This is a genomic window from Bradymonas sediminis, assembly GCF_003258315.1.
Taxonomy (GTDB): Bacteria; Myxococcota_A; Bradymonadia; order Bradymonadales; family Bradymonadaceae; genus Bradymonas; species Bradymonas sediminis.
Window position 1 is genome coordinate 3,379,989 of record NZ_CP030032.1, and the last position, 23,272, is coordinate 3,403,260.

Sequence of the window (23,272 nt, forward strand, 5' to 3'; positions counted from 1 at the left end):
AATATCGAAATATAGACAGAATATAATCGGTGGATAGCTTCATTTTACCCGCTTATATGGGATGAAATCACCCGGCCAGGCTCTCCGTGTCCGTAGCGGCGAAGCTATAGCAATAATTCAAGGGTATCACACCTGTAGCGAGCCATCTTTTTTTGGCGCGCAGCCAGCCCGAGCCCCAGAACCTGCTAAAGTTGGCCTGTGGCGCCTAATTTGGCCGCTTAAATTGATAAATGGCCCAACATTCGGTTACACTAAATGTCGAACCCCGATTCACCAATACTTGTTATTTTTTAGTTATCGCCCCCATAAGGACCTTGCCCATGTTTAAATTTGGCCAGACTCGCTTTCTCACGATCTGGATAGCGTTGATGCTGTCCCTGGTCGTCTCCTGCGCCGACGATACCTCGTCAGGCGGCGGCCCCGGTGAAACCACGGATACCGGGATAATCGACGGCAAAGACGTCGACGGTTCGGACACCAGCTTCGACGACGTTGGCGGCGCTGACGCAGACGCCGGCGATCCGGTCCCGCAATGCAACCCCAACACGCTCAGCCCGGAGGGCGACGAGGACGGCGACGGCATTCCGAACCGCCGCGATAACTGCCCCTGCGCGCCCAACCCGGACCAGTCCGATATGGACGGCGACGGCATCGGCGATGCGTGTGACAACTGCGCCCATGTCGCCAATATGCTGCAAACCGACACCAACGGCGACGGCATCGGCGACGCCTGCCAGGGGTGGATGGACACCGACAGCGACGGCATCCTGGACCAGAACGATAACTGCCCGGACGTCGCTAACCCCGACCAGCTCGACACCGACGGCGACGGCGTGGGCGACGCCTGCGATAACTGCCCCGACACCTCGAATATGGACCAGGCCGACTCCAACGGAGACGGCGTTGGTGATGTCTGCACCGACCCGGCGCTACCCGCCGACGGCGACTTCGACAACGACGGCGTGCTCAACCAGGACGATAACTGCCCGCGCGTCGCAAACCCCGACCAGGCCGACACCGACGGCGACGGCGTGGGCGATGCCTGCGATAACTGCCCCACCGTCGCAAACTCCGCCCAGAACCCGGCGACCTGCGACGTCGCCGCTGACACCGACGGCGACGGCATCCCGGATATCCTGGATAACTGCCCGACGGTCGCCAACCCCGACCAAACTGACAGCGACGGCGACGGCGTGGGCGATGCTTGCGATAACTGCGTCGACATCGCCAACAATAATCAGGCCGACACCAACGCCAACGGCGTGGGCGACGCCTGCGAAGGCATGGCCAACCCCAACGGCGACGCAGACGGCGACGGCGTGCGCAACGGCGTCGACAACTGCCCCTTCATCGCCAACCCCGACCAAACTGACAGCGACGGCGACGGCGTGGGCGATGCCTGCGACAACTGCCCCACGGTCGCCAACTCCAGCCAGGCCGACGCCGACGCAAACGGCGTAGGCGACGCCTGCCAGGATAACCCGCTGCTCACCGACCTCGACGGCGACGGCGTCCCGGACGCGCTCGACAATTGCCCGAGCACCCCGAACGCCAACCAGCTCGACACCGACGGCGACGGCATCGGCGACGCCTGCGATAACTGCGCCGGCGTGGCCAACGTCAACCAGGACCCCTCCGCCTGCTCCAGCGTCTATGACTCCAACCGCGACAGCGACGGCGACGGCGTCCCGGACATCCACGACAACTGCCCCAACACCGCCAACCCGAACCAGGCCGACGCCGACAACGACGGCGTGGGCGACGCCTGCGATAACTGCCCGAATACGGCCAACTATAACCAGGACGATATCGACCAGAACGGCATCGGCGACGCCTGCGAGCCCCTGCCCGCCGGCACCAATATCTGCAACGTCGCTGACGTCTCCTCTCAGCCCATCAAGCCCAACGTCTATATCCTGCTCGACAACTCCGGCTCCATGCAGGGCCCCGACTATTGGGATGACTCCAAGGATGCGCTTTACGATCTCTCCAATGAGCTGACCTCTCAGTTCAACCTGGGGCTCGGCCTCTTCCCTGGCGATAACCGATGGGGCATCCACACCCGCAAATTAGCCATGTCCTCCATCAGCAGCAACGCCTTTAGGAGCGTTATCAACAGCCTGCCGAACACAGCCGTGGGCAGCCATACCCCGACCGGCTCCGCCGTCACAGACGTAAGGTCCAACAATTACCATAGGCTCTTCCCTGATCCCGATGACTCGATTCGCAACAAAGCGATGATCCTCATCACGGACGGCAACCCCAACGGTCCTGACAGCGCGTCTTCGACCGAAAACGCGATTACCCAGATGGCTAACGCTGGCGTGCCGGTCTATATCGTAGGATTCCCCGGCGCGCGCGAGTCGAACCTGCAAGCCTTTGCGATTGCCGGCGGCACTAATAACCCCAACTCCAGCTCGAACTGGTACCCCGTCGCCAGCTCCAGCGACCTGGTCGCCGCGCTCGAGACCATCGCCACCCAGCAGGTCACCTGCCTGCTGTCCATCGCCCCGCAGAACGGCGACGATATGAGCCGAATCCGCGTCTCCATCGTCAAGGACGGCGTGGTCCAGTCGGTCGTCCCGGCGAACCCGAGCAATGGCTATGTCTATAACTCCGCCAACCAAACCGTGGAGCTCTTCGGCAGCGCCTGCAACACGCTCAAGAATATGGCCAATACCGCATCCTCGGGCGAATCGGTCGGCATGGAAGTCGAGATCGCCTGTGACACCTGCCAGCCGACCACCGAGGTCTGTGATTATACCGACAATGACTGCGACGGGATCATCGACAACGGCTGCGACGGGTGCGGCCCGGAAATCTGCGGCGACGGCCTCGACAACGACTGTGACGGCGTCGTCGACAACGGCTGCCCCCCGGTCCAGACCTGCATCCCCTCGCCGGAAGTCTGCGACGGCACCGACAACGATTGTGACGGAATCATCGACAACGACTGCACCCCGAACAACTGTATTCCCGAGCCCGAGGTCTGCGACGGCACCGACAACGACTGTGACGGCGTCATCGATAACGGATGCCCTCCCACCGATAGCTGCGTGCCCGAACTCGAGGTCTGCGACGGCATCGACAACAACTGCGATGGCATCATTGACGAGGGTTGCGAAGACATCTGCATCCCCGAAAATGAGATCTGCGACGGCACCGACAATAACTGCGACGGTGAAATCGACAACGACTGCGTCGATTGCCCGAACGGTCGAAGCCCCGAGATCTGCGACGGCATCGACAACAACTGTGACGGCGTCATCGACGAGGGTTGCCCCGACCCGGTGTGCATCCCCGAAAATGAGATCTGCGACGGCAATGACAACGATTGCGACGGCGAGATCGACAACGGTTGCATCGAATGCCCGAACGGCCGAAGCCCCGAGATCTGCGACGGCATCGACAATAACTGCGACGGCATCATCGACGAAGGCTGCCCCATCGGCTGATTCGTTGACATAGCAGGCTAAACCAAAACCGCCGCAGGCTTTCTAAAGCCTGCGGCGGTTTTGTATTCAGTGAGGTCAATCGCACACAAAAAAAATCCCCAACCGTTTGACCGGTTGGGGACTAAACTCTCGACATAATGTCATTCGAAGCCGACAAAACCGCGCGCTATATCTCGCGCGCCGGGCCCACCGCCTGGAGCAATCCGCGCGCCGCCAACTCCGGCTCATCCGCCGCGACAATCTCGCGAATCACCGCCACGCCCGACGCTCCATGCGCCGCAACCTGCGCCGCATTCTGCACATTCACGCCGCCGATCCCAACCATCGGCACCGACTCACCGATCGCCCCGCGAACCTCGGCCAACACGCCCGGCCCGCGCGGCGCTGACGCGTCTGCCTTGCTCGCCCGCGCCTCATAAACCGCGCCAACGCCCAGGTAGTCTGCGCCGCCTTCGACCAACGCCCGCGCCCCCTCGGCATCCCCCGAAGACGCGCCAATCACAAGCCGCGGCGCGATACGCCGCGCCTCGGACACCTCGATGTCTTTGGGCCCCAGATGCACACCATCCGCCCCGCAGGCAAGCGCCACGTCAATGCGGTCGTTGACCACAAAGAGCGCGCCGAAGCCGTCACAAACGTCCTGGAGTGCGCGCCCGTATTCGACCAACTCCCGGCTCGTCGCCGACTTGTCGCGCAACTGCACCACGCCCGCGCCGCCGCGAAGCGCCGCGCGCACCACGTCGAGGATCGCCGAAAAACGACGGTCCTTATCGGTCTGGCCGGCCGCCGCGCCAACCCGCTCAGCCGACAGCGCCGACGGATCCGCGATCAAATAAACTCGCCAATCCGTGCGCTCAATCTTGTCGCGTCGAGACGTCGCTTTCATGCGTTTTTCGCCGCTTTGGCCTTTCGTTTCTCAGCGATCTCGGCGGCCTGCAAATCGGCGCGGTAGCTCGAGCGCACCAGCGGCCCCGCCTCGACATGCTCAAAGCCCATCTCCATGCCGGCCGCGGCGAGCTCATCGAACTCTTCGGGCGTCACCCATCGAGCCACCGGAAGATGGCGCGGGCTGGGGCGCAGATATTGCCCCAGGTTCAGAATCTGTACCCCCACATCGACCAGGTCCTGCATCGTCCGCAGCACCTGCTCTTTGGTCTCACCAAGCCCGAGCATCATCCCCGTCTTGGTCAGGACGCCGTTGCCATATTGCGCCGAGCGCTCAAGCACCGCCAACGAGCGGTCGTAGCGGGCCTGGGGACGCACGACCCGGTGCATCTCGGCCGAGGTTTCGATATTATGCGAGAAGCAGTCCGGTCGCGCCTCAAGCACCAGATCGACATCCTCAAGCACGCCCTTAAAATCACCGGTCAAAACCTCGACCCCAAGCCCGGGGCACAGCTCTTTGGTGCGCCGAATCGTCTCCGCCCAGATGGCCGCGCCACCGTCGGCAAGATCGTCGCGGTCCACGCTGGTGATGACCACATAGTTAAGGTCCAATTTGGCCAGCGACTCCGCGACGCGGCGCGGCTCATCCGCGTCCACCTCGCCGGGACGACCCGTCTGGACGTCGCAAAACCCGCAGCTTCGCGTGCAGATATTGCCCAGGATCATAAACGTCAGCGCCTTGCGGCTCCAGCACTCCCCGATATTCGGGCAGGCCGCCGACTCACAGACCGTATTCAGGTCGTTTTTGTGCACGAGTTGGCGCGTCTCGAAGAACTCGGGGGTCATCGACATACGCTTTCGAATCCACTTCGGCCGCGGACCGGCCTCATCGGGCAGATTCTGCAACTTCTTGCGCGCCGGGCCCGAGACGCGATCCGCCCCGGTGGGCTCGCGTTTAGCGGGGGCGTTGAGCTCTTTGACGATCGACGGGTCGACTTTCATGACCATGGGTTACTCCCGGGGAACCGCGCCCCTGGTGATGCAGAACAATTCAATTAGGTTTCGCGCGTCAAAATACAGCCGCATCCCCGCGGCATCGCGCACGTGGGTGTCTAACAACATGGCGACCGTCCGGCAAGACGCCCCTGCCAAATATTTCCGGCCACCGAACCCCTCCTGACTCACCAGGCGCCTGCCCCCAGATGACTCGGTAATTGCACCCAATCAAGCACTCGATTAGGTTAGCCCGCGTCTCAACGCGCCGACTCACTCCCTCCTGCCCCACTAAATTATTCGTGTACGCCCAGGTTGCTGTCGACATCCCTCTATTCACCGCCCTGACCTATAAGGTGCCCGCGATCCTTGCCGACTCCTTGGAGGTCGGCCACCTGGTTCAGGTGCCGTTTCGAAACCGCGCCAAGACCGGTCTCGTGATGCGTCTGAGCGATACGCTCGAAGATCCGTCCATCGCATCGAAGATCCGCCCGATCGAAGATATCGTGGACTCCGAGGCGCTGATGAACGCGCGCGGCACCGAGTTTTTGCAATTTATCGCCGACTATTACCTCGCCCCCATCGGCCAGGTCGCCCGCCTCGCGCTACCCTCGTTCGTGCGCCTCGAAGGCCTCAAACACTATCGACTCGCCGACGCGCCCGCCGACGGCGCCCCCGAAACCGACGGGCTGCCGGAGCTCGACGATGACCTGCGCGCGGTCCTTGAGCACCTGGCTAAATCCAAGGAATCGGTGGCCTGCAAAGACCTCAAAGCCCTGCGAAAAGGCCTCACCTACACCCACATGAGCACGCTCGAGGCGCACCCGCGCGTCGAGGTCACCTACGAGGAAGACGACGCCAAGGTCAAAGCCAAGACCGACAAATTCTACCGCATCGCCCCCTTGCCCGACGGCGAGTCGCTCGACGATCAACGGCTGGGCAGCAAACAATTGCGCATCCTCGACTTCATCGCCGAGCTGCTCGAGAGCGGGCGCGAGAACGTCTCACTTACCGAGATTCGCGAGGCCATCTCAGCCCCGCATAGCAGCCTCAACGCGCTCGAGGAGCGCGGCCTGCTCACCATGACCGAAGAAGAGGTCTACCGCGACCCCTTCGACCGCGAACCCGTCCAGCCCCCCGAGGACCACGCCCCCACCGCCTCCCAAAAGAAGGTGCTCGACGCCATCGGCCGGGCCCAGGCCGAGGATCGTTTCGAGGGATTTGTCCTGCACGGCGTCACCGGCAGCGGCAAAACCGAGGTCTATATGCGCGCCATTCGCGCCGAGATCGCCGCGGGCCGCCGCGCGATGGTGCTGCTGCCCGAGATCGCGCTGACCCCGCAATTCGTGGCGGTCTTCCGCGCGCATTTCGGCGAGCAAATCGCGGTCCTTCACTCGGCGCTGACCCCGGCGCAAAAATTCGACCAGTGGCGACGCATCAAGCGAAACGAGGTCAATATCGTCATCGGCGCGCGCTCCGCGCTCTTTGCCCCGCTGGAGAAGATCGGCATCATCATCGTCGACGAGGAGCACGACACCAGCTTTAAACAGGGCGAAGGCGCGCGCTACAACGCGCGCGATATGGCGCTGGTGCGCGGCAAACTCGAGAACGCCCGCGTCGTGCTCGGCAGCGCCACGCCCTCGCTCGAGTCCTATCATAACGCCAAATCCGGCCGCCTCACCTACCTGGCCATGCCCGACCGCGTGGCGGATCGCCCGATGCCCACGGTCGAAATCGTCGACCTTCGCGACAAAGACGAGGGCCCGCCCGGCCCCTCCGACGTCCTCTCCGACGAACTACTCAAGGCCATGGAGCGCACGCTTAAAGATGAGATGCAGGTCATCCTCTTTTTGAACCGGCGCGGCTTCTCCCCGTGTGTGACCTGCCAGAGCTGCGGGCATATTTTCAAATGCATCAACTGCGATGTCTCGATGACCTATCATCGCCACCAGGAATCGCTGCGCTGCCACCATTGCGACTACTCGATCCGCATGCCCGAGTCCTGCCCGGAGTGCAGCGACCCCAAGATCAACCGCCAGGGCACCGGCACCGAGCGGCTGCACGGCCATCTGGTCGAGCTCTTCCCGCGCGCCCAGATCGCGCGCCTGGACCGCGACACCAGCGGCGGCAAAAAACTCGGGCGCATCATCCGCGCGTTTCGCCGCGCCGAGATCGACATCCTCGTCGGCACCCAGATGGTCACCAAAGGCCACGACTTCCCGGGCGTGGTCACCGTCGGCGTCGTCATGGCCGACTTAAGCCTGAACTTCCCGGACTTTCGCGCCGCCGAGCGCACCTTCCAATTGCTCACCCAGGTCGCCGGGCGCGCCGGGCGAAGCCACGACCCGGGCCACGTCTATATTCAATCGTTTAACCCGGGCCATTATAGTCTTCTGGCCGCCCGCGAACACGACTACGCCCGCTTCTCCGAGCGCGAACTCCAACTGCGCCGCGAACTGGCCTACCCGCCCTTTGGTTATCTGATCGCCATCAAATTCGAGGCCGCCAACGAAGGCCGCTGCATCCAGGCCGCCCGCGACTATTCCACCGCCGCCCGGCGCGTCTTCAAAGAAGACAAGGCCCTGGCCGAGAGCGTCTTCATGCTCGGGCCGGCCATGGCGCCCTTGAGCCGGCTCAAGGGCAAGTCGCGCTGGCAAATCCTGCTCAAAAGCCGCTCCCGCCAGGCCGTGCGAAAGCTCGCCATCGGCATGCTCAACGGCGTAGCGCATTTCGAGCCCAACAAGTCGAATTACCGCGACGTGCGCATCATCGTCGACGTCGACCCGGTTCATATGCTTTAAATGACTTTCAGATAATACCGCGCCCCGCCATCAAAGACTTCAGGCGGTCGCGGTTCTGGGCGAGGTCCTCGCGACGCTTCACCGGCTCAAAGCGCGAGTCATCCCCGGTCGACGGCACCTTCAATATCGCGGTCTTTAGCACCGCCGAAAGCTCCCCGGCGAGTCGCTCGAATTGGATGGCCGAGCGCCCGTCCACCGTTTTCTCGACCACAAACCAGGTCAACTCCGCCTGCTCCTCGAGCGCATCCGCGTCGAAAAGAAAGGTATTGGTATTTAGCAATTGCAGCGCGTCTTTGAGCGACGCGTCCGGCAGCCGAAAATGCTCCACGATCTGGGGCATCCCATCGACCCGCGCGACAAACCCGCCCACCTGGCCGGGCTTCTTCTGCACCGCCTCCACGCTCATCTGCACCCCGCGCGACGACGCGTCGACGTGCATCCCCACGACCAATGGGTCGAGCGTCGCCAGGATATTGTCGACATTCGACATCATCAGATATTTGCCGCCGCTGCGACGGAATTCCGCCAGGGCCTCGCGGCGAATCGCGGTCTGAAGATCCCCGTGCCCCGGCGCATAGAGCGAAACGTTCTGCGCCTCATCGCGGCGAAAAAGTTCGCCCTCCGGCGCCATGCGAAGGCTCACGCTCTGGTTAAAATGAATGATCTGGTCGGTGTTTAACCCGAAATTATCATGCGCCCGCAGATGCTGGGCGGTCTTCTCGGCGGTCGCAAAACTATTCATCAAGAGCATGCGCGCGGCCGAGCCGTAGCGACCGATATCGCGCGCCTTTAGCGCCAGAAACGACAGCCCATCGAAGACCTCCACACACCCTTTGACCACGCCGCCAAAACGCGTCGCCATACCGCCGTTCAATACGACGATGCCGACCTCGCCGCGCGAGATGGCCGCCTCGCCGAGCGCGATAAACGCGCGTCCCTCGGCGCTATCGCGCCCCGGTAGTTCGCGCACATCTTCGTCCGCGGGCACCTCAACCTCGCCCCCAAGGCGATTCTTTGATGCGCTGAGCTCTCCGCTCAAATAGGCCTGCCGAAGCGCCATAAATTCTTCGACGTCAAAATGATTCGCCTCAAGAACGCCGCGCTGCGCCTCGCTGACCTGCGCCCATAACTCTTCTTCGGATATCTGCTTTGCTGCCGTCATCGTTGCTTCCAATAAATTTAAGTTTATTCGTATCGACACTCATCAAACCCATCGAATCAACATCGCCCTCGGGACGATGGGCGATGAACGTAGTCACAACCGCATATAATGCAAAGGTCGCCGAAGCCTTATATTTAGGCTTCGGCGACCTTTTTATGCACGACGAAGAAATTCGAAGCGACGCGTTAAACTCAGTCGACTTCCATCACCTCCTCCACCACCCCGCCCGGCGCACTCCCCGCCGCGCCGGCGCCACCCGCGCCAGCCTGCGCGCTACCCTGCTCATAGCTCACATCCGTCGCGCTCAGCGTCACCCCGACCGTCGCAACCCCGACGCTATTTCCGCCCAGACCGCCCACACCATCGCCGCCTACGCCACCGTCGCCGCCAAAGCCGCCTTCGCCGCCCCGACCTGCGTTCGCGCTTTGGGCTGGAGTATTCGCACCACCAGCCGCACCGCTCTCCCCAACACCGCCTTGCCCACCCCCACCGCCGTCGCCACCGATACCCAGCGTGATCGCGGTATCGACCACTTCGATCGCCTCGCCGACCACCACGATACCGAAGGAGCTTCCGCCGGGCTGACCGTTCGCGCCCGCTTCGCCGCCGCAGCCGCCCGCGCCCCCCTGGCCGCCGTTGCCGCCCAATTTCAGGCTCGCGCCGCTCTCGTAATTCCCGCCGGCGCCGCCGCCGCCGCCGCCACCGCCATCGCTGCCAGCGCCTGGCTCGACGCCCACCGCAGGCGTCCACGCCCCGGCGCTGAACACACCGATCACATCAGCTGCTGGCAGCGCGCCATCGGCCCCCGCGTCACCCGACGCGCCGGTTGTGCCGTCTGCGCCGTTTCCGGCGGCGCCGTTGCATTTATGTTGACCACCTGCGCCGCCAAGGCCTTCTTGCTCTCCAAGATTCGCCAAGGCACCGTCCAAACCGGGTGTCGCTTCTCTACCGTTATAACTTGATGTGGTACATGGCTTTTCACTTGAGTTCGCCACGCCACCCGCACCACCTACCGGAGCCGTACACGCGCGTATTCCTCCCGCCGCGCCCGCCTCACCGTCAGCCGCCGCACCGCCGATGATCTCCGCGTTCTGCACGCGCAACCCCGCCGAGTCGGTCGCCCGAAGCGCCAGAGTCGACGCGCCCGGGTGATTCTCATTCTCCGCGCCAAAGCCGACGATCGTGATATGATCAACCACGGTCGCGTCGCCGATGCCGGCCGCCTCCACCGTGACAAACTCATTGGCGCTCGCGTCATAGTCGCCGGGCGCCGCCACGATGCGGCTGACCTCGGTGTCCGGAGCGCGCCCGCTGAAGTCGGCCACATATCCGCCGTACAGGCTCACCCCGTTTTGCAATGCGACCGCGCCCACATACTCTCCGCCGGCGACCAGCACCGTCGAGCGCCCCTCCTGCGCCGCCAGCTCGAGCGCCTTGGCCAGCGTCGCCACCGGCTCGCCCGGGAGCAACCCGGCGTTGGCGTCGTCCCCGCTGCTCGCCACGAAAACCGTGTCCTCCAATATCCCGTCCACCCCGTCGCAATTGCCGTCGACCCCCGCCGCGTCAATCGCGTCCTCCGGGTCGCTCATCTCACACTCGCACCCGTCGGTTGCGTCGCCGTTAAAGTCGACAAACCCCTCAAGGCACGCGCTCTCATCAATCCCGCAACTGGGCGCCTGCTCGCCCGCCACGCACACCGGCGCCCGATTGGTGGCGTCCGACTCGCACACCGTCCCGCACGCCCCGCAATTGTCGGCGTCGGCCGCCAGATCGACCTCACAGCCATCCGACGCGTCCCCGTTGCAATCGGCGTAGCCCTCATCACACGTATATTCACAGGTCTTCGTCGCGCTATCGCAGGTCCCCGCCTGGTGTGTGCCGCCGGCGCAGTCCGCGTCGACCTCGCACAGGGCGTTGGTGGTATCCGGCTCGGTCTCGGCGTCGGTGGTGTTGGAGTCAACGTCGGAGTCAACGTCGGACTCAACGTCGTGACCGGCATCCGCGATATCACCGGCGTCGTTTTTTAATTCCGAACCAGTGTCCTTCTCGTCGTCAGAGCAAGCCGGGAGCGAAAGCAGCACAAGCGCACAGAAAATATAGAGTGATTTACGATACATGATTAGAGCCCCATTTTGATTATTTTTGACAATCCATTCCGAATAACAACAATGATATTTCGCCCCGCCAAACCCGCCCACGGACCGTTAGAGACTTCAGCGACGACCGACTACGGCGGATGAAGAGTTCCGCAGTCCCTGTCACTAAAAGCGTGCGCACACCCTAAAGTCATCGATGACTCCATGCTTAATTAGGTTTCGGTTGCTGCCGTCTCACCCCAGGTCATACCGCAAGCTTATTTCCCTAAAAAAACGGTCCCCAGCTGCCCCATCGAATGGGCAACTGAGCGAAAACTGGGCAGAGCAAAGCAGTTGGCATGACAACTTCAACGTCATGAAACTCATCAAGAATAGAAAAATCCTACCCCGATACTGTCGAGCAAAGTGTGCCCCAAATTTAGTAGATGTGACGGAGAGCGTCAAATCGGATCAAGTCAGAGTCAAGAGCGGAAGCGTCCTCCAGCGATAGACAGGTGCACCCGCGCTCTAAACACCGCGCAGGCGGTTTGAAGGGGAGAAAACGCACGCAAAAACAAAAAACCGCGAACCATATCCATGATTCGCGGCTCTTAAAATATTATTAAAAAATCATTAATGCTGGCAGGATTTGCATCGGCCACGCAACCAGACGGTCGCCTGGGTGACGCGAAAGTCGGGGTTCGCGCCCTCAAAGGCTTCGGCATCGGCGATCAAATCATCCAGGGCGCCTGGCTTCAAAAAGACGTCGAAAATATCGCCACACCCGTCGCAGAGCGCATGGTGGTGCGGCACCACCGTCGGGTCAAAATAGGTCTGCCCGTCATGAGCCGTAACGCGCGTGAGCAGGCCAATCTCTTCGAGCAATTCCAGCGTATTATAGACGGTCGCCAGCGACAGACTCGGCACGACATCATCGAGGGTGGCGAAGACCTGTTGGGGCGTGAGGTGCCCGGCGCCGTCGTGGAATATCTCTAAGATCGCGCGGCGCTGCGGCGTCAGGCGAAAGCCCGCATCCTTCAAGCGCTGCAAACTCTCATCGAGCCCGGTGCATTCGGCTCCCGACACGCCCTCTTCTGAAGACGCGCCCTTCGAATCCTGATGCTCCGCCGAAAGACCAGCGCTGCCTATATGCGTTATGCTTGCCATAATTACCGCTTCTAAACTGCTATATACGCCCGACAAAGGCAGGGTTGCGCCCCGGCTAGATCGGCTCGTAATCAAAAGGCGAATCGCGATGCTCCGTGCCGTCATAGCTCAGCAACGTGCCGCGATCCTCTGAAATTGTCTCGATATTGACCGGACGCTTCCACACCCGATGCAACGCCTCAAGCACGCCCTGGGCGTAATCGAAGCGAAGCGGCGTGCCGTCAAACTTGTGGTGGAGCAGCAACTCGCCGCGATTCTTAAAGTTGCCGTCCTTCACGTAAATGAAGGGTTGACCAAAATTTGTCAACTGCGTCAACAACTTCTCTTTGACCTCGCGGAACTCGCGACTCTCGATCTCCCAATTACCCGATTTGCGATTATAACCGAAGGTGAACATCTTATTTTCGCGCGCGAACTCCTCGGTCAGGAACTCATCGATAAAGGTCACGTCATTATAGATCTTTCGAACCTCGAAGATCTTATCGCGCCCCATCCCCAACTCGCGGTCCCAATTCACCTTGCGCTCAAGGTCATCGACCTCTCGCCATTCCTTGCCAAATTTCCCCCGATTCCAACGGTCCTCGATATCCCGATACAGCGCCACGCCCAATTTATAGGGGTTAAATTGCCCGGGCGCCGAATACATGACCTTCGAGTTAATATCGGCAAAGTCGATGATCTCGGAGTCCTTCAGGACTCTCTCGGTCAGGATTTTTGAGTGCCAATAGGAGTTGTGATTGACGAAACCGCCTGCCGCATAGCGATGCGTCTCGCGCACCGAAATATCATAAACATCCTCATGCCCGGCTTCGACGCTGACGACTTCGTCGCACCACGACTCCGCCTTAAACCATTTGTGCTCACAGATATATGAGGCCAGGGCTGCTGACTTTCGCTTGAGATCAAAGCCAATCGCGTCGGCGAATACACCGGCGGATTTCCCCGTAATATGAATGTGCCAGCAACCATCCACTTGCTCGCGGCGTCGACTCAGGATGCCGAAATTGAGCAGCAATAGTTGAACCTGCTCACTCATGACTTCACTGGAAGTGCTAAGAATCACTCCCTGTTTGCCGGCATAACCGTCCGCGTCAAAAAGGCCGCGCAAAAAGGCGCTAACGACCGCTTTGGGGGAACGAAGAATGACCTCCGGAATCCTCTTTTCGGAGGCACTCGCTCCATCGGTCAATCCGAGCGCATCAGTTAACCATTCCGAGAGGTTTTCGGCATGAAAGAGCACACGCCATCGCCCCTCGTCCTTTTTGATGACCGCAGGGATTCCGAAAAGTTCGCGCCCCATCTCGGCGAATCGCAGGGCATGCCCATGGTCGCCACTGGTAAAGCCGAGGTTGCGCTTGACCCGGCTGATATGGCCGGCCCCGACCAGCCCACCCAGAAAACAGCCCAGCTCACAGGTAACGGTCGCGGGGATACAAACCGCTCGGCGCTTATTGACGGATTGCGGAAGGGCTTGATTCTCGGGCGAGTCGTAGAGTTCGAGCGCTGCCTCGACCGCGCTGGAGCGACGAATATTCGCGCTACCTCGGTATCGGAGCACCGTGCTCAGCGAAACATCGGCAGATTCTGCAACATCCTGCAGACTACACCGCGCCGGCGCGCTCCACTCCAGCTCAACTTGCTTCTCAGGCCATAACCCTGCCCCGCCGGAAACCAGAATCTCATCGCCTTGCTGAATCTCATCGAGGCGCGTCCAGGTTTCGCCATCGGCCTTCAGAATGCGATGATTATTCGACCCGGTCAGCCGCAATCCGCGACGCGTGCGCAGCGTAATCGTCTCATGATTGGGGATGATATTATAATCGTAGACATCCTGGGGTTGGTCGCCGTCGGAGACGACCTTGAGGCGACCAGTCACCAACTCTTCCATGGTCACCAAACCATCGGAGGTAAAGACCCGCGTGTCCGCTGCCACGCAGGCCCATCCTTCGTTCATGATCTTCGTCTGCCCCTGGGGGGCGAAATAATAAGCCTCTTCGCGGATGATCGACAGGATATCGGCCTCCCAACCCTCGAGCGGCGCGTTCTCCAGCAAGAACTTCATGACGTCGCGCTGCGGCTCACGCGGGAAGTTTTTGCGCCGCGCGTCCTCCTCCTCCATCTTGCGCTTCTGCTGCTCGATATAGCTGGACGGGTTAATATACTCGTCCATATAGTCCTTCGCCTTAAACTTGGGCACCTCGCGCGCGCGCAGATCGTCGCTCTCTTCGGGCTCTTCCGGGCTCTCGCGCTCGATAAAGGGACTATAATAATCGATTAGATTATCCAGCGACAAACAGGTGTCGATAAAGTCTTCGACCTTTTCGATCCCGCGACGGTCCAGATGACGGCGCACCCGCGCGCCGTGATTGGCCATCTTGTCGACCATCTTCCGGTCGGTTTTGGAGAAATAATAGTTATTCTTGAAGAAATCGACGTGCCCGTAGACGTGCGCGATCACCGTCTTTTGGTCGACGAGATTATTGCCCTCCAACAGATAGGCATAAGACGGGTCATTATTGATGACCATCTCGTAGATCTTCGACAGCCCGTATTCGGCGCTTTTGGAGAGTTGCTCGTACTCCATCCCAAAGCGCCAATGCGGATAGCGCGTCGGGAACCCGCCATAGGCGGCCAACTCGTTGATCTGTTTATAGTCGACCATCTCGAAGACAGTCTCGAAGAAATCAAGCCCGTATTCGTTCTCAGCGACGTCGCGAATATGCTCGATGATTTCACGCAAATGCAGCGGCAGTGTTCGGATAGTTCGCATGGAATTTAAAGACCTTTTCCCAGGAATTCTTTAATCGAATCGTAGATCGCCTCTCTATTCTTAATCTCGGAGAGAATGACCTCGTCGTCCCCGCCGAATCGCTCGCTTAGGTCCTTGATGAACTGCCCGGACCCGTAGGGCGACTCTACCTGCCCGTAGCAAAACATATTCGAGCGCGGGATGATCCCCTCGCTCAAGATCTTCAGGCACTCTCCGGTGTCATCGACCGACCAGTTGTCGCCGTCGGAGAAGTGGAAGGGATAGACATTCCACTCCTCGGGCGGATACTCCTTCTCCAAAATCTTCAGGCATAATTTATAGGCGCTTGAGATCATCGTGCCGCCGGATTCCCGCGTATGGAAAAACGTGTCGCGGTCAACCTCTTTGGCGGTCGCGTCATGGATAATATAACGACTCTCGATCCCCTTATATTGGCTGCGAAGCCAGGTATCGATCCAAAAGGATTCGATGCGCACCATCTCTTTTTGCTCGTCGCCCATCGAACCCGACACGTCCATCATATAGATGATGACCGCGTTCGACTCCGGCAGCTCCGTCTCTTTCCATGAGCGGTAGCGCATATCCTCTTTGATCGGCACGATGACCGGGTTATCCGGGTCATAGTCGCCGAGCGAGAGCTGGCGTTTGAGCGCCTGTTTATAGGACTCCTTAAAGTGGCGCAGACTCTCCGGGCCGGTCATGCGCAGGCCGCTATATTTCTGGCGGATCGTCTCGACCCGCTTCTTTCCGCGCGGCTCGATATTGGGTAATTCGAGCTCTTCGCCCATGATCTCGGCGAGCTCGTCGAGGGAGACGTCGACGTCGAGTCCGTGCTCACCGGCTTCGTTGCCGGCCTCTTTGCCCTCGCCCTCTTCCCCTTCGCCCTCGCCCAGGACATCGCCGGGCTCGCCTTCGCCCTGGCCAACGCCCCCGGTATTCTTCGAGCCATAGCGAAAACGCGGGATATCGATGCGCGGAATGGGCACCTTGACCACATCCTTGCCCTGCTTCCCCGTCAACTCACCCTGGCTCATATATTTGCGCAGGTTGCGTTTGATCTTACCGCGCACGATCTGCTTAAAGCGGCGATGATCTTGCTGGATTTTATTGAGTTCAGTCATACGTATCTTTGTCTTCTTGACGGGCTGATATCAATGGAGAACGCGCCCCCACGCAACACACCTGAGCACCGCGGGCGGAGCGACCGCCTGGGCCGCCCCGCCAACGTCAAAGCTGCGATGCGTTAGTCCTGGTCCTTGGAGTCACCGCGGGCGAAGATACTGGCGACGAAGTTAAGCACGTCGGTCGCCGACTCTTCGTTATACCCGTAGTTTTTGATCAGGCGCTGCTTGACGATATCGATCTTCTCCTGGGTCTCTTTGTCGACCACATTCGACACCACGCTGGCGAGCTTGATGGAGTCTTTTTGGTCTTCAAAGAGCTTGAGCTCCAACGCCTTATGCAGCCGCTCGTTGGTGTCGTATTGGAATTGACGGCCCTCGATCGCCAGGGCGCCGATATAGTTCATAATCTCGCGGCGGAAGTCGTCTTTGCGGCTGCCCGGGATGTCGATCTTTTGCTCGATGGAGCGCATCAAACGCTCATCGGGCTCCTCGTATTGCCCGGTGTATTTGTTGCGCACCTTCTCCTTCTGGGTATACGCCTTGACGTTGTCGATATAATTGGCGCACAGCTTGCCGATGGCCTCTTCGTCGGCCGAAATCGCGCGCTGAACCTCGTTTTTAACGATGTCTTCGTACTCCTGTTTGACGATACCCAAGAGCTCACGGTAGCGATTTCGCTCCTCTTCGGAGTTGATCAGACCGTGGTTCTTAAGCCCACCTTCGAGCTCATTGAGCACCAGGAATGGGTTAATCGAGCTGTCGGTCTTGTCGGTCACCAACGCGTTCGACAGCTTGTCCTGAATATAGCGCGGGCTGATTCCTTCGAGCCCCTCGCGCTCGGTCTCTTTGCGCAACTCCTTGACGTTATCCTGGGTATAACCGGTCAGGGTTTTGCCGTCATAAAGCTTCAACTTCTGCAGCAGGGTCAGGTCGTGCTTTTTGGGGTCTTCAAGGCGCGTCAGCACCGCCCACATCGCCGCCATCTCGATGGTATGCGGGGCGATATGCTTGCCCTTGACCTTCTCGTTATTGAAATCCTTTTTATAGATTTTAATCTCTTCGGAGTATTTGGTGATATAGGGCACGTCGATCTTGACCGTACGGTCGCGCAACGCCTCCATATACTCGTTATTGAGAAGCTTGCGGTATTCGGGCTCGTTGGTGTGGCCCAGGATGACCTCATCGATATCGGTCTGCGCGAATTTCTTCGGCTTAATCTTTCGCTCCTGAGTCGCCCCCAGCAGGTCGTAGAGGAAGGCCACGTCGAGCTTGAGGATCTCGACAAACTCGATCACGCCGCGGTTTGCCACGCAGAACTCCCCGTCGAAGTTGAACGCGCGCGGGTCCGAGTCCGACCCGTAGATCGCGATCTTTCGGTAGTTCACATCACCGGTTAACTCGGTCGAGTCCTGGTTCTTCTCGTCCTTGGGCTGGAAGGTGCCGATGCCCACGCGGTCTTTCTCGCTGAAGAGCAAGCGCCGCACCACGACATGCTCCATGACCCGGGTCCAATCGCCTTTATAATGGCGCATCAACTCCTTGAAGATGAAGCGACTCGCCGGGTTCAAATCCCCGCGAATACGCACCGGGTAGCGCCCCTCTTTGAGGTTCATCTCGGCGATGGCGTCTTTGCGCCACTCGTCCGGGATCAGCTTTAACGGCTCATCGTTCATCGGGTCGGGCATCATCTCCTGGCCGCCGGTCAGGTGCTTCAACTCGTCGGTCATCTTCCAGGAGAAGGTATACACCTGGCCCGAATCGCTGCGGCTATATTTCTCAAGACCCGCCTTCATCAGCCGCACGATGGTCGATTTCGAGCTGCCGACCGGACCATGCAAGAGCACGATTCGCTTCTCGGTGCCGTACTCGAGCGCCGCCGATTTGAAGACATTGACCAGCCGCATCAGCGGAATATCGAGTCCGTAAATCGCGTCTCGCCCGTGATTGATCGGGTCGTCGAAGAACCGGTATTTCACGATCTTCTTCTTGTTGTCGATATATTCTTCGGAACCGTAAGACAGGATCATATCGTACATGCGCTGGTAGGCCGTGCGCACGATATTCGGGTCCTTCTGGACCAAATCGAGGTATTCCTCGAAAGTTCCGTCCCAATGAAGATGCTTATACTCATCGACGTTCTGATGTGTTCCAATTCGATTCAATAAACTATTTTTGGGGCTCATATACAGTCTCTCCTGGAACTTCGACCGGGCTCTAATTGGCGAAACAACTCATCAAATATTGTGTATTTGCGGACCCTGAATCCCACCCCAAATCTGCGCTTGCTCATCGCAAGGGAGGCCGCGTCGGATGGTAAATCAGAGCCCTGAATCTCACTTTTCGCGCTTGCAGGTTCTTTCGGCCCCACGGTAGTTAAACGTCCACCGCCGGACGATTCATTCCCGCGCGCTCGGGGTTCTAGAATCAGTGCCCATCAACGTGTGCTCGGGCGCCCAAAAGTCAATATTTTCTCTGCGTTCTCTATTCATACTTGTTATCGCGTGTAGTCTGCAAGTCGGGACAACTCCTTTTAGACAAAAGACAATCGCGCCCGCGACGTTTTTTGAGCGCGACACCGATATGGGGCCAAAATCTTGCAGGAAACTCAGGGAGTGATTTATGCGTAAATCTCAGGCGAATTTATTTTCTGAAAATGGTCACGCCACGCTCACGACCGCGCTTCAAGAACTCTACGCGCGCTACGGTGAGCCGACCTACGATGGCCCCGATGATTTATTGGGAGTGTTGGTGCAGACGATCCTGAGCCAGCAGACCACCCGGCAGAATTGCCAGCGCGCCTTCGGCCAATTGCTCGATAAATTTGCGGGGGATTGGCGCCGCTGCCAGATCGCGCCGCGCGCAGACCTCGAAGAAGCCATCGCCTGCGCCGGCCTGGCCAAGCAAAAATCGACGCGCATCCAGGCCCTATTGGCGCGCTTGGAGGAGGAGCGCGGCGACTATAGCCTCGAATTCTTGCGCGAGATGACGCCCGACGACGCCCGCGACTACCTCACCTCATTCAAGGGCGTGGGGCCCAAGACCGCCGCGTTTACGCTGATGTACGCCGCCGGCATGGCGCTCTTTCCGATGGACACCCATATCTTCCGCATCTGCGAGCGCCTCGGCTGGCTCGACGCCGGCCAATCAAGCAAACAAGCGCACCGGCGGATGGAGGAGATGATTCCGGCCGGCCAGCACTACCCCGCGCATATGGTCTTGGTGCGACATGGACGCGAGGTTTGTCACGCGCGCTCGCCGGCGTGTGAGGACTGCCCGCTTGGCGATATCTGCCTTTATTATCAAGATCTTATATCGAAATAGATAACACGCGGGCCGACCTTCTGCTTAACCCTCTTCGGGCTCGGCGCGCTGGGTGAGTTCGAAGAGCACGCGCCCGGTGTCGGAGGGGTGCATAAAGCTGATAAGCTTGCCGTGGGCGCCGTCGAGCGGCTCGTCGCTCAGCAGACGAATCTGGTGCTCGGTCATCCGCGCCCGCCCCGCCTCAATATCCTCACAGCCCGCCGCGATATGATGCACGCCCTCGCCATTTTTCGCCAAAAACCGCGCGATGGGTCCCGTCTCGTTGAGCGGCTCCAACAGCTCAATCATCGACTCACCGATCTTAAAAAACGCCACCCGCACGCCCTGAGCCGCGACTTCTTCTTCGCCCAAAAACTCCAGGCCAAACGCGTCCCGATACAACGCGATGCTCGCCTCAATGGAGCGCACCGCGATTCCAATATGGTCGATCTTTGTCAGCATATTTTTCCTTGCAATTGCGTTGAATTCGTCACAAAACCCCAATTAGGTAATCGTGACAACATATTTTACAGCGTTTAACATATGCACCGCTTTCTATAGCGGCTGACTGCTGCGGCGCGAAGTCTAAATATATATGTGTCGCACACACCCGCAAAGATGCCGTCACCCATCGATATATCTACTCTATTTCAAGGGCGACCCATTATTTGTCGGCGCTTGCATCGGCAAAAGCACCGCCGCGCGCGCTCTAAAGTATCTTCGATTTCTGTTTTTTAACCACGATGGATGATTTAGCCAATGCGAAGCAGCTTCCACAGCCTTTTTCTCGTTCTATTTATGACATGCCTGATAAGCGCCTGCACCACTTCGGCGTCGGATTCAGACGCACCTCTCGGCGAAGATGCCGGCGTTGCGGACGTCGGTGAAGACGTCGGTGAAGACGTCGGTGAAGACGTCGGTGAGGACGTCGGTGAGGACGTCGGTGAGGACGTCGGTGAGGACGTCGGTGAGGATATCGCCGCAGATCCGACCTGCGACGACGATCTGCTTAACGGCAACGAGACGGACGTCGACTGCGGAGGCGGCGATTGCGCGCCCTGCGCGCCCGACTTGAATTGCACCGAAGGGACCGACTGCGCCGAGGGTGTATGCGCCGGGGGGATCTGCGCGCAGGCCGAATGCGGCGACGCGCTGGTCAACGGGAGCGAGCAATGTGACGACGGCAATGCGGACTCGGGCGACGGCTGCGACGACACCTGCCAGACCGAAGAGGGATGGATATGCAGCGCCGAAGAGCCCAGCGTATGCGCGCTGGGATGCGGCGATGGGCTGGTGGTGGGGCTCGAAGAGTGTGACGACGGCGGCGAGTCGGCGAGCTGCGACGCCGACTGCACGGCGCCGCTGTGCGGCGACGCCGTGGTCAACACGGCCGCCGGCGAGGAGTGTGACGACGGCGGCGAGTCGGCGAGCTGCAACGCGGATTGCACCCCGGTGCGCTGCGGCGACGGCGTGCTCAACGCGGCCGCCGACGAGGAGTGCGACGATGCTAATGAAGCCGACGGGGATGGTTGCTCAAGCCAATGCCTCACCGAGGTCTGCGGCGACGGCGCGCTCAATAACAACGGCACGGAGCAATGCGACGACGGAAACTCGACTGACGGCGACGGCTGCAGCGCTGCGTGCGAGGTGGAATGCGCCCGCGGCGAATTCTATTGCGAAGCCGACGACCAATGTGTCGCCACCGACAGTGACGACGCGAACTGCGGCGCGTGTGGCAATGTCTGCGCGACCGACCAGATGTGCGTGGCCGGCGTGTGTGAGTCGCTTTGCTTCGGGGTCGATTGCTCGGCGCACGAGACGCTCTGCGCCACGGCTGCGTGCGTGATTGAAAATAATGCAGCGACTTGCCAGGCGACCCCGGTTGCCGACGGCGACGCCTGCATCGCCGACCACGCGACCTGTGAGACCCCCACCTCAATATGCCAGGCGGGCAATTGCGTGGGGACCGCCCTGAACGGCGACGCCGTCACATGCCCGCTGAGCGCCCCCACGACCTTCCTAAACCCGCGCTGGATGGGATGGCACGGCTCGTCCAACACCTTCTGGACCCAGGGAGTCGCCTCGTGCGAGGCGGACGAAGTGCTCACGGGCATCACCGTAAGGCACAGTGGTCACTTTATGGCCTGGATTGGCTTAGTCCAGGGGATCTGCTCGACGGTCTCGAGCGCGGGCGACGACTACGTATTGGCGGAGCGAGGCGCCACGGCGCAGCTTGGTTACGGCGCGCCCTCCGGCACGACGAGCACCGCGCGCTGCGCGGCCAACGAGATGTTGGTGGGCCTGGGTGGGCGAAGCGGCACATCGATTGATGCCATCAGCGTGCGCTGTGCCCCTTACTCACTGGTGGCAGACGCGTCCGGCGCGCGCGCCATCACGCGTGGGGAAATTTCGGAGTCGGCAATCGTTGGAAATAGCGGCGGTGGGTCTTTCGAGCAGGACTGCTCAAATGATGGCGTGGCGCGCGATTTTGAGTTCGTTCAATCGCCAGGCACCGTAGGCAACACGGGCTTGCGGCTGAATTGCCACGATATCTATTTGCCCGTCGACTAAGCCGTACAAATCCGTCGGGCAGCACGGTGTGTCCAGATAAGAGGCGTTCGTCAAGATTAAGGCGGCGCCTCTTTTTAGTTGCTTGACTCTACCTGATCGGATCCTACCCTTGCTGTCACTCATTTGTGATACATGATGCGTCTATTTTGTAGCCGTTCAGGGGGCATCACAAATTGGAGCCAGATCACCTTGACCTGGTCATAAAAGAGTTTCCTTCCAAGACCTGGAAGGTCGGCTCCGATGTTAGAAAGGTCCAATGAACGCTCACTTTATTTTTCTTCACCAAGGATTCAATCATGACCTGGAATATTGACAAGGCTCACTCGAAGATCGGGTTTAGCGTGCGCCATATGATGATCGCGAAGGTGCACGGTGAGTTCACCAATTTTGACGTCCAGCTCAACCTGGACCCGGTGGAGCTCGGCAATTCAAAAATTATCGCTAATATCGACGTCCAGAGCATCGACACCGCCCAATCGCAGCGCGACGATCATCTGAGGTCCGCAGATTTCTTCGACGTCGAAGCATTCCCCACGATCAACTTCCAGAGCACGGACTTCGAGAAATCCGGCGACGACAATGTTAGGCTGGAGGGCTTGTTGACCATCCGCGGCATCACCAAGCCCATCACCCTGAAGGGCGAGCAACTCGGGCCGGTCAAAAACCCGATGTCGGGAGTCCGTTCGGTCGGCTATTCACTGACCGGCGAGCTGAGCCGTGAGGACTTCGGCCTGACCTGGAATAAGGCGATGGAGTCGGGCGGGGTGATGGTCGGCAAAAAGGTGACCATCAATATCGACGTCGAAGTCGCCGAGAGCGAGTGAGCGACGTGAGTTGAGCGGCTCATTTGGCGGTCGCTGACCAAGCATCGATGCCCCCATCGCTTTTAAAACGCGATGGGGGCATCTTGCTTTTCTTGCGCGCTTGCGCGGGGTCAAACCTGCGAATTCGCGCGAATCGTCATAAACG

14 protein-coding genes are annotated in these 23,272 nt (G+C 59.9%); 5 read left to right on the forward strand and 9 right to left on the reverse strand.

The window, feature by feature from the left end:
• Positions 1–320: 320 nt before the first annotated feature.
• A complete protein-coding gene (locus DN745_RS20130; protein WP_111335390.1) occupies positions 321–3,455 on the forward strand; it encodes a thrombospondin type 3 repeat-containing protein in 3,135 nt (1,044 codons plus the stop codon).
• Between the two features lie 166 nt (positions 3,456–3,621).
• Here the strand turns inward: DN745_RS20130 and thiE are convergent, their stop codons facing one another.
• Both thiE and lipA read right to left on the reverse strand, forming a co-directional pair.
• Complete coding sequence (gene thiE / locus DN745_RS12795) at positions 3,622–4,341, reverse strand: thiamine phosphate synthase (protein WP_111335392.1); 720 nt, start codon at positions 4,339–4,341, stop codon at positions 3,622–3,624.
• Positions 4,338–5,348, reverse strand: a complete 1,011-nt coding sequence (gene lipA, locus DN745_RS12800; protein ID WP_204354991.1) for a lipoyl synthase — start codon at positions 5,346–5,348, stop codon at positions 4,338–4,340. The genes thiE and lipA overlap by 4 nt, the downstream gene beginning before the upstream one ends.
• Positions 5,349–5,554: 206 nt before the next feature.
• Here lipA and priA point away from each other — a divergent pair, with 206 nt between their 5' ends.
• A complete protein-coding gene (gene priA, locus DN745_RS12810) occupies positions 5,555–8,134 on the forward strand; it encodes a replication restart helicase PriA (RefSeq protein WP_133621857.1) in 2,580 nt (859 codons plus the stop codon).
• A 7-nt stretch (positions 8,135–8,141) separates the two neighbouring features.
• Here the strand turns inward: priA and DN745_RS12815 are convergent, their stop codons facing one another.
• The 6 genes from DN745_RS12815 to DN745_RS12840 all read right to left on the reverse strand — a co-directional run bounded on the left by DN745_RS12815 (position 8,142) and on the right by DN745_RS12840 (position 18,615).
• The gene (locus tag DN745_RS12815) at positions 8,142–9,296 is read right to left on the reverse strand and encodes a UTP--glucose-1-phosphate uridylyltransferase (RefSeq protein ID WP_111335397.1); all 1,155 of its coding nucleotides are present in this window, start codon (positions 9,294–9,296) and stop codon (positions 8,142–8,144) included.
• Between the two features lie 191 nt (positions 9,297–9,487).
• The gene (locus tag DN745_RS19370) at positions 9,488–11,413 is read right to left on the reverse strand and encodes a hypothetical protein (protein WP_162687651.1); all 1,926 of its coding nucleotides are present in this window, start codon (positions 11,411–11,413) and stop codon (positions 9,488–9,490) included.
• A gap of 591 nt (positions 11,414–12,004) precedes the next feature.
• Positions 12,005–12,538: a Fur family transcriptional regulator gene (locus DN745_RS12825; RefSeq protein ID WP_162687652.1), complete on the reverse strand. Its 534-nt coding sequence runs from the start codon at positions 12,536–12,538 to the stop codon at positions 12,005–12,007.
• Between the two features lie 55 nt (positions 12,539–12,593).
• Positions 12,594–15,308 carry a SpoVR family protein gene (locus DN745_RS12830; protein ID WP_111335400.1) on the reverse strand — a complete coding sequence of 905 codons (2,715 nt, stop codon included), beginning with the start codon at positions 15,306–15,308 and terminating at the stop codon, positions 12,594–12,596.
• A gap of 5 nt (positions 15,309–15,313) precedes the next feature.
• Entirely contained in the window at positions 15,314–16,429 is a 1,116-nt protein-coding gene (locus DN745_RS12835) for a DUF444 family protein (protein ID WP_111335402.1), read from the reverse strand.
• Between the two features lie 122 nt (positions 16,430–16,551).
• A complete protein-coding gene (locus DN745_RS12840; protein ID WP_111335403.1) occupies positions 16,552–18,615 on the reverse strand; it encodes a PrkA family serine protein kinase in 2,064 nt (687 codons plus the stop codon).
• Positions 18,616–19,051: 436 nt separating this feature from the next.
• On the opposite strand from DN745_RS12840, the gene DN745_RS12845 reads away from it, so the two are divergent.
• The gene (locus tag DN745_RS12845) at positions 19,052–19,753 is read left to right on the forward strand and encodes an endonuclease III domain-containing protein (protein WP_111335405.1); all 702 of its coding nucleotides are present in this window, start codon (positions 19,052–19,054) and stop codon (positions 19,751–19,753) included.
• A 24-nt stretch (positions 19,754–19,777) separates the two neighbouring features.
• Here DN745_RS12845 and mce read toward each other — a convergent pair whose 3' ends face one another.
• Entirely contained in the window at positions 19,778–20,194 is a 417-nt protein-coding gene (gene mce, locus DN745_RS12850) for a methylmalonyl-CoA epimerase (protein ID WP_111335407.1), read from the reverse strand.
• A gap of 336 nt (positions 20,195–20,530) precedes the next feature.
• On the opposite strand from mce, the gene DN745_RS12855 reads away from it, so the two are divergent.
• Positions 20,531–22,303 carry a DUF4215 domain-containing protein gene (locus DN745_RS12855; RefSeq protein ID WP_111335408.1) on the forward strand — a complete coding sequence of 591 codons (1,773 nt, stop codon included), beginning with the start codon at positions 20,531–20,533 and terminating at the stop codon, positions 22,301–22,303.
• Between the two features lie 296 nt (positions 22,304–22,599).
• Entirely contained in the window at positions 22,600–23,127 is a 528-nt protein-coding gene (locus DN745_RS12860; RefSeq protein ID WP_204354992.1) for a YceI family protein, read from the forward strand.
• The last annotated feature ends 145 nt before the right edge of the window (positions 23,128–23,272 follow it).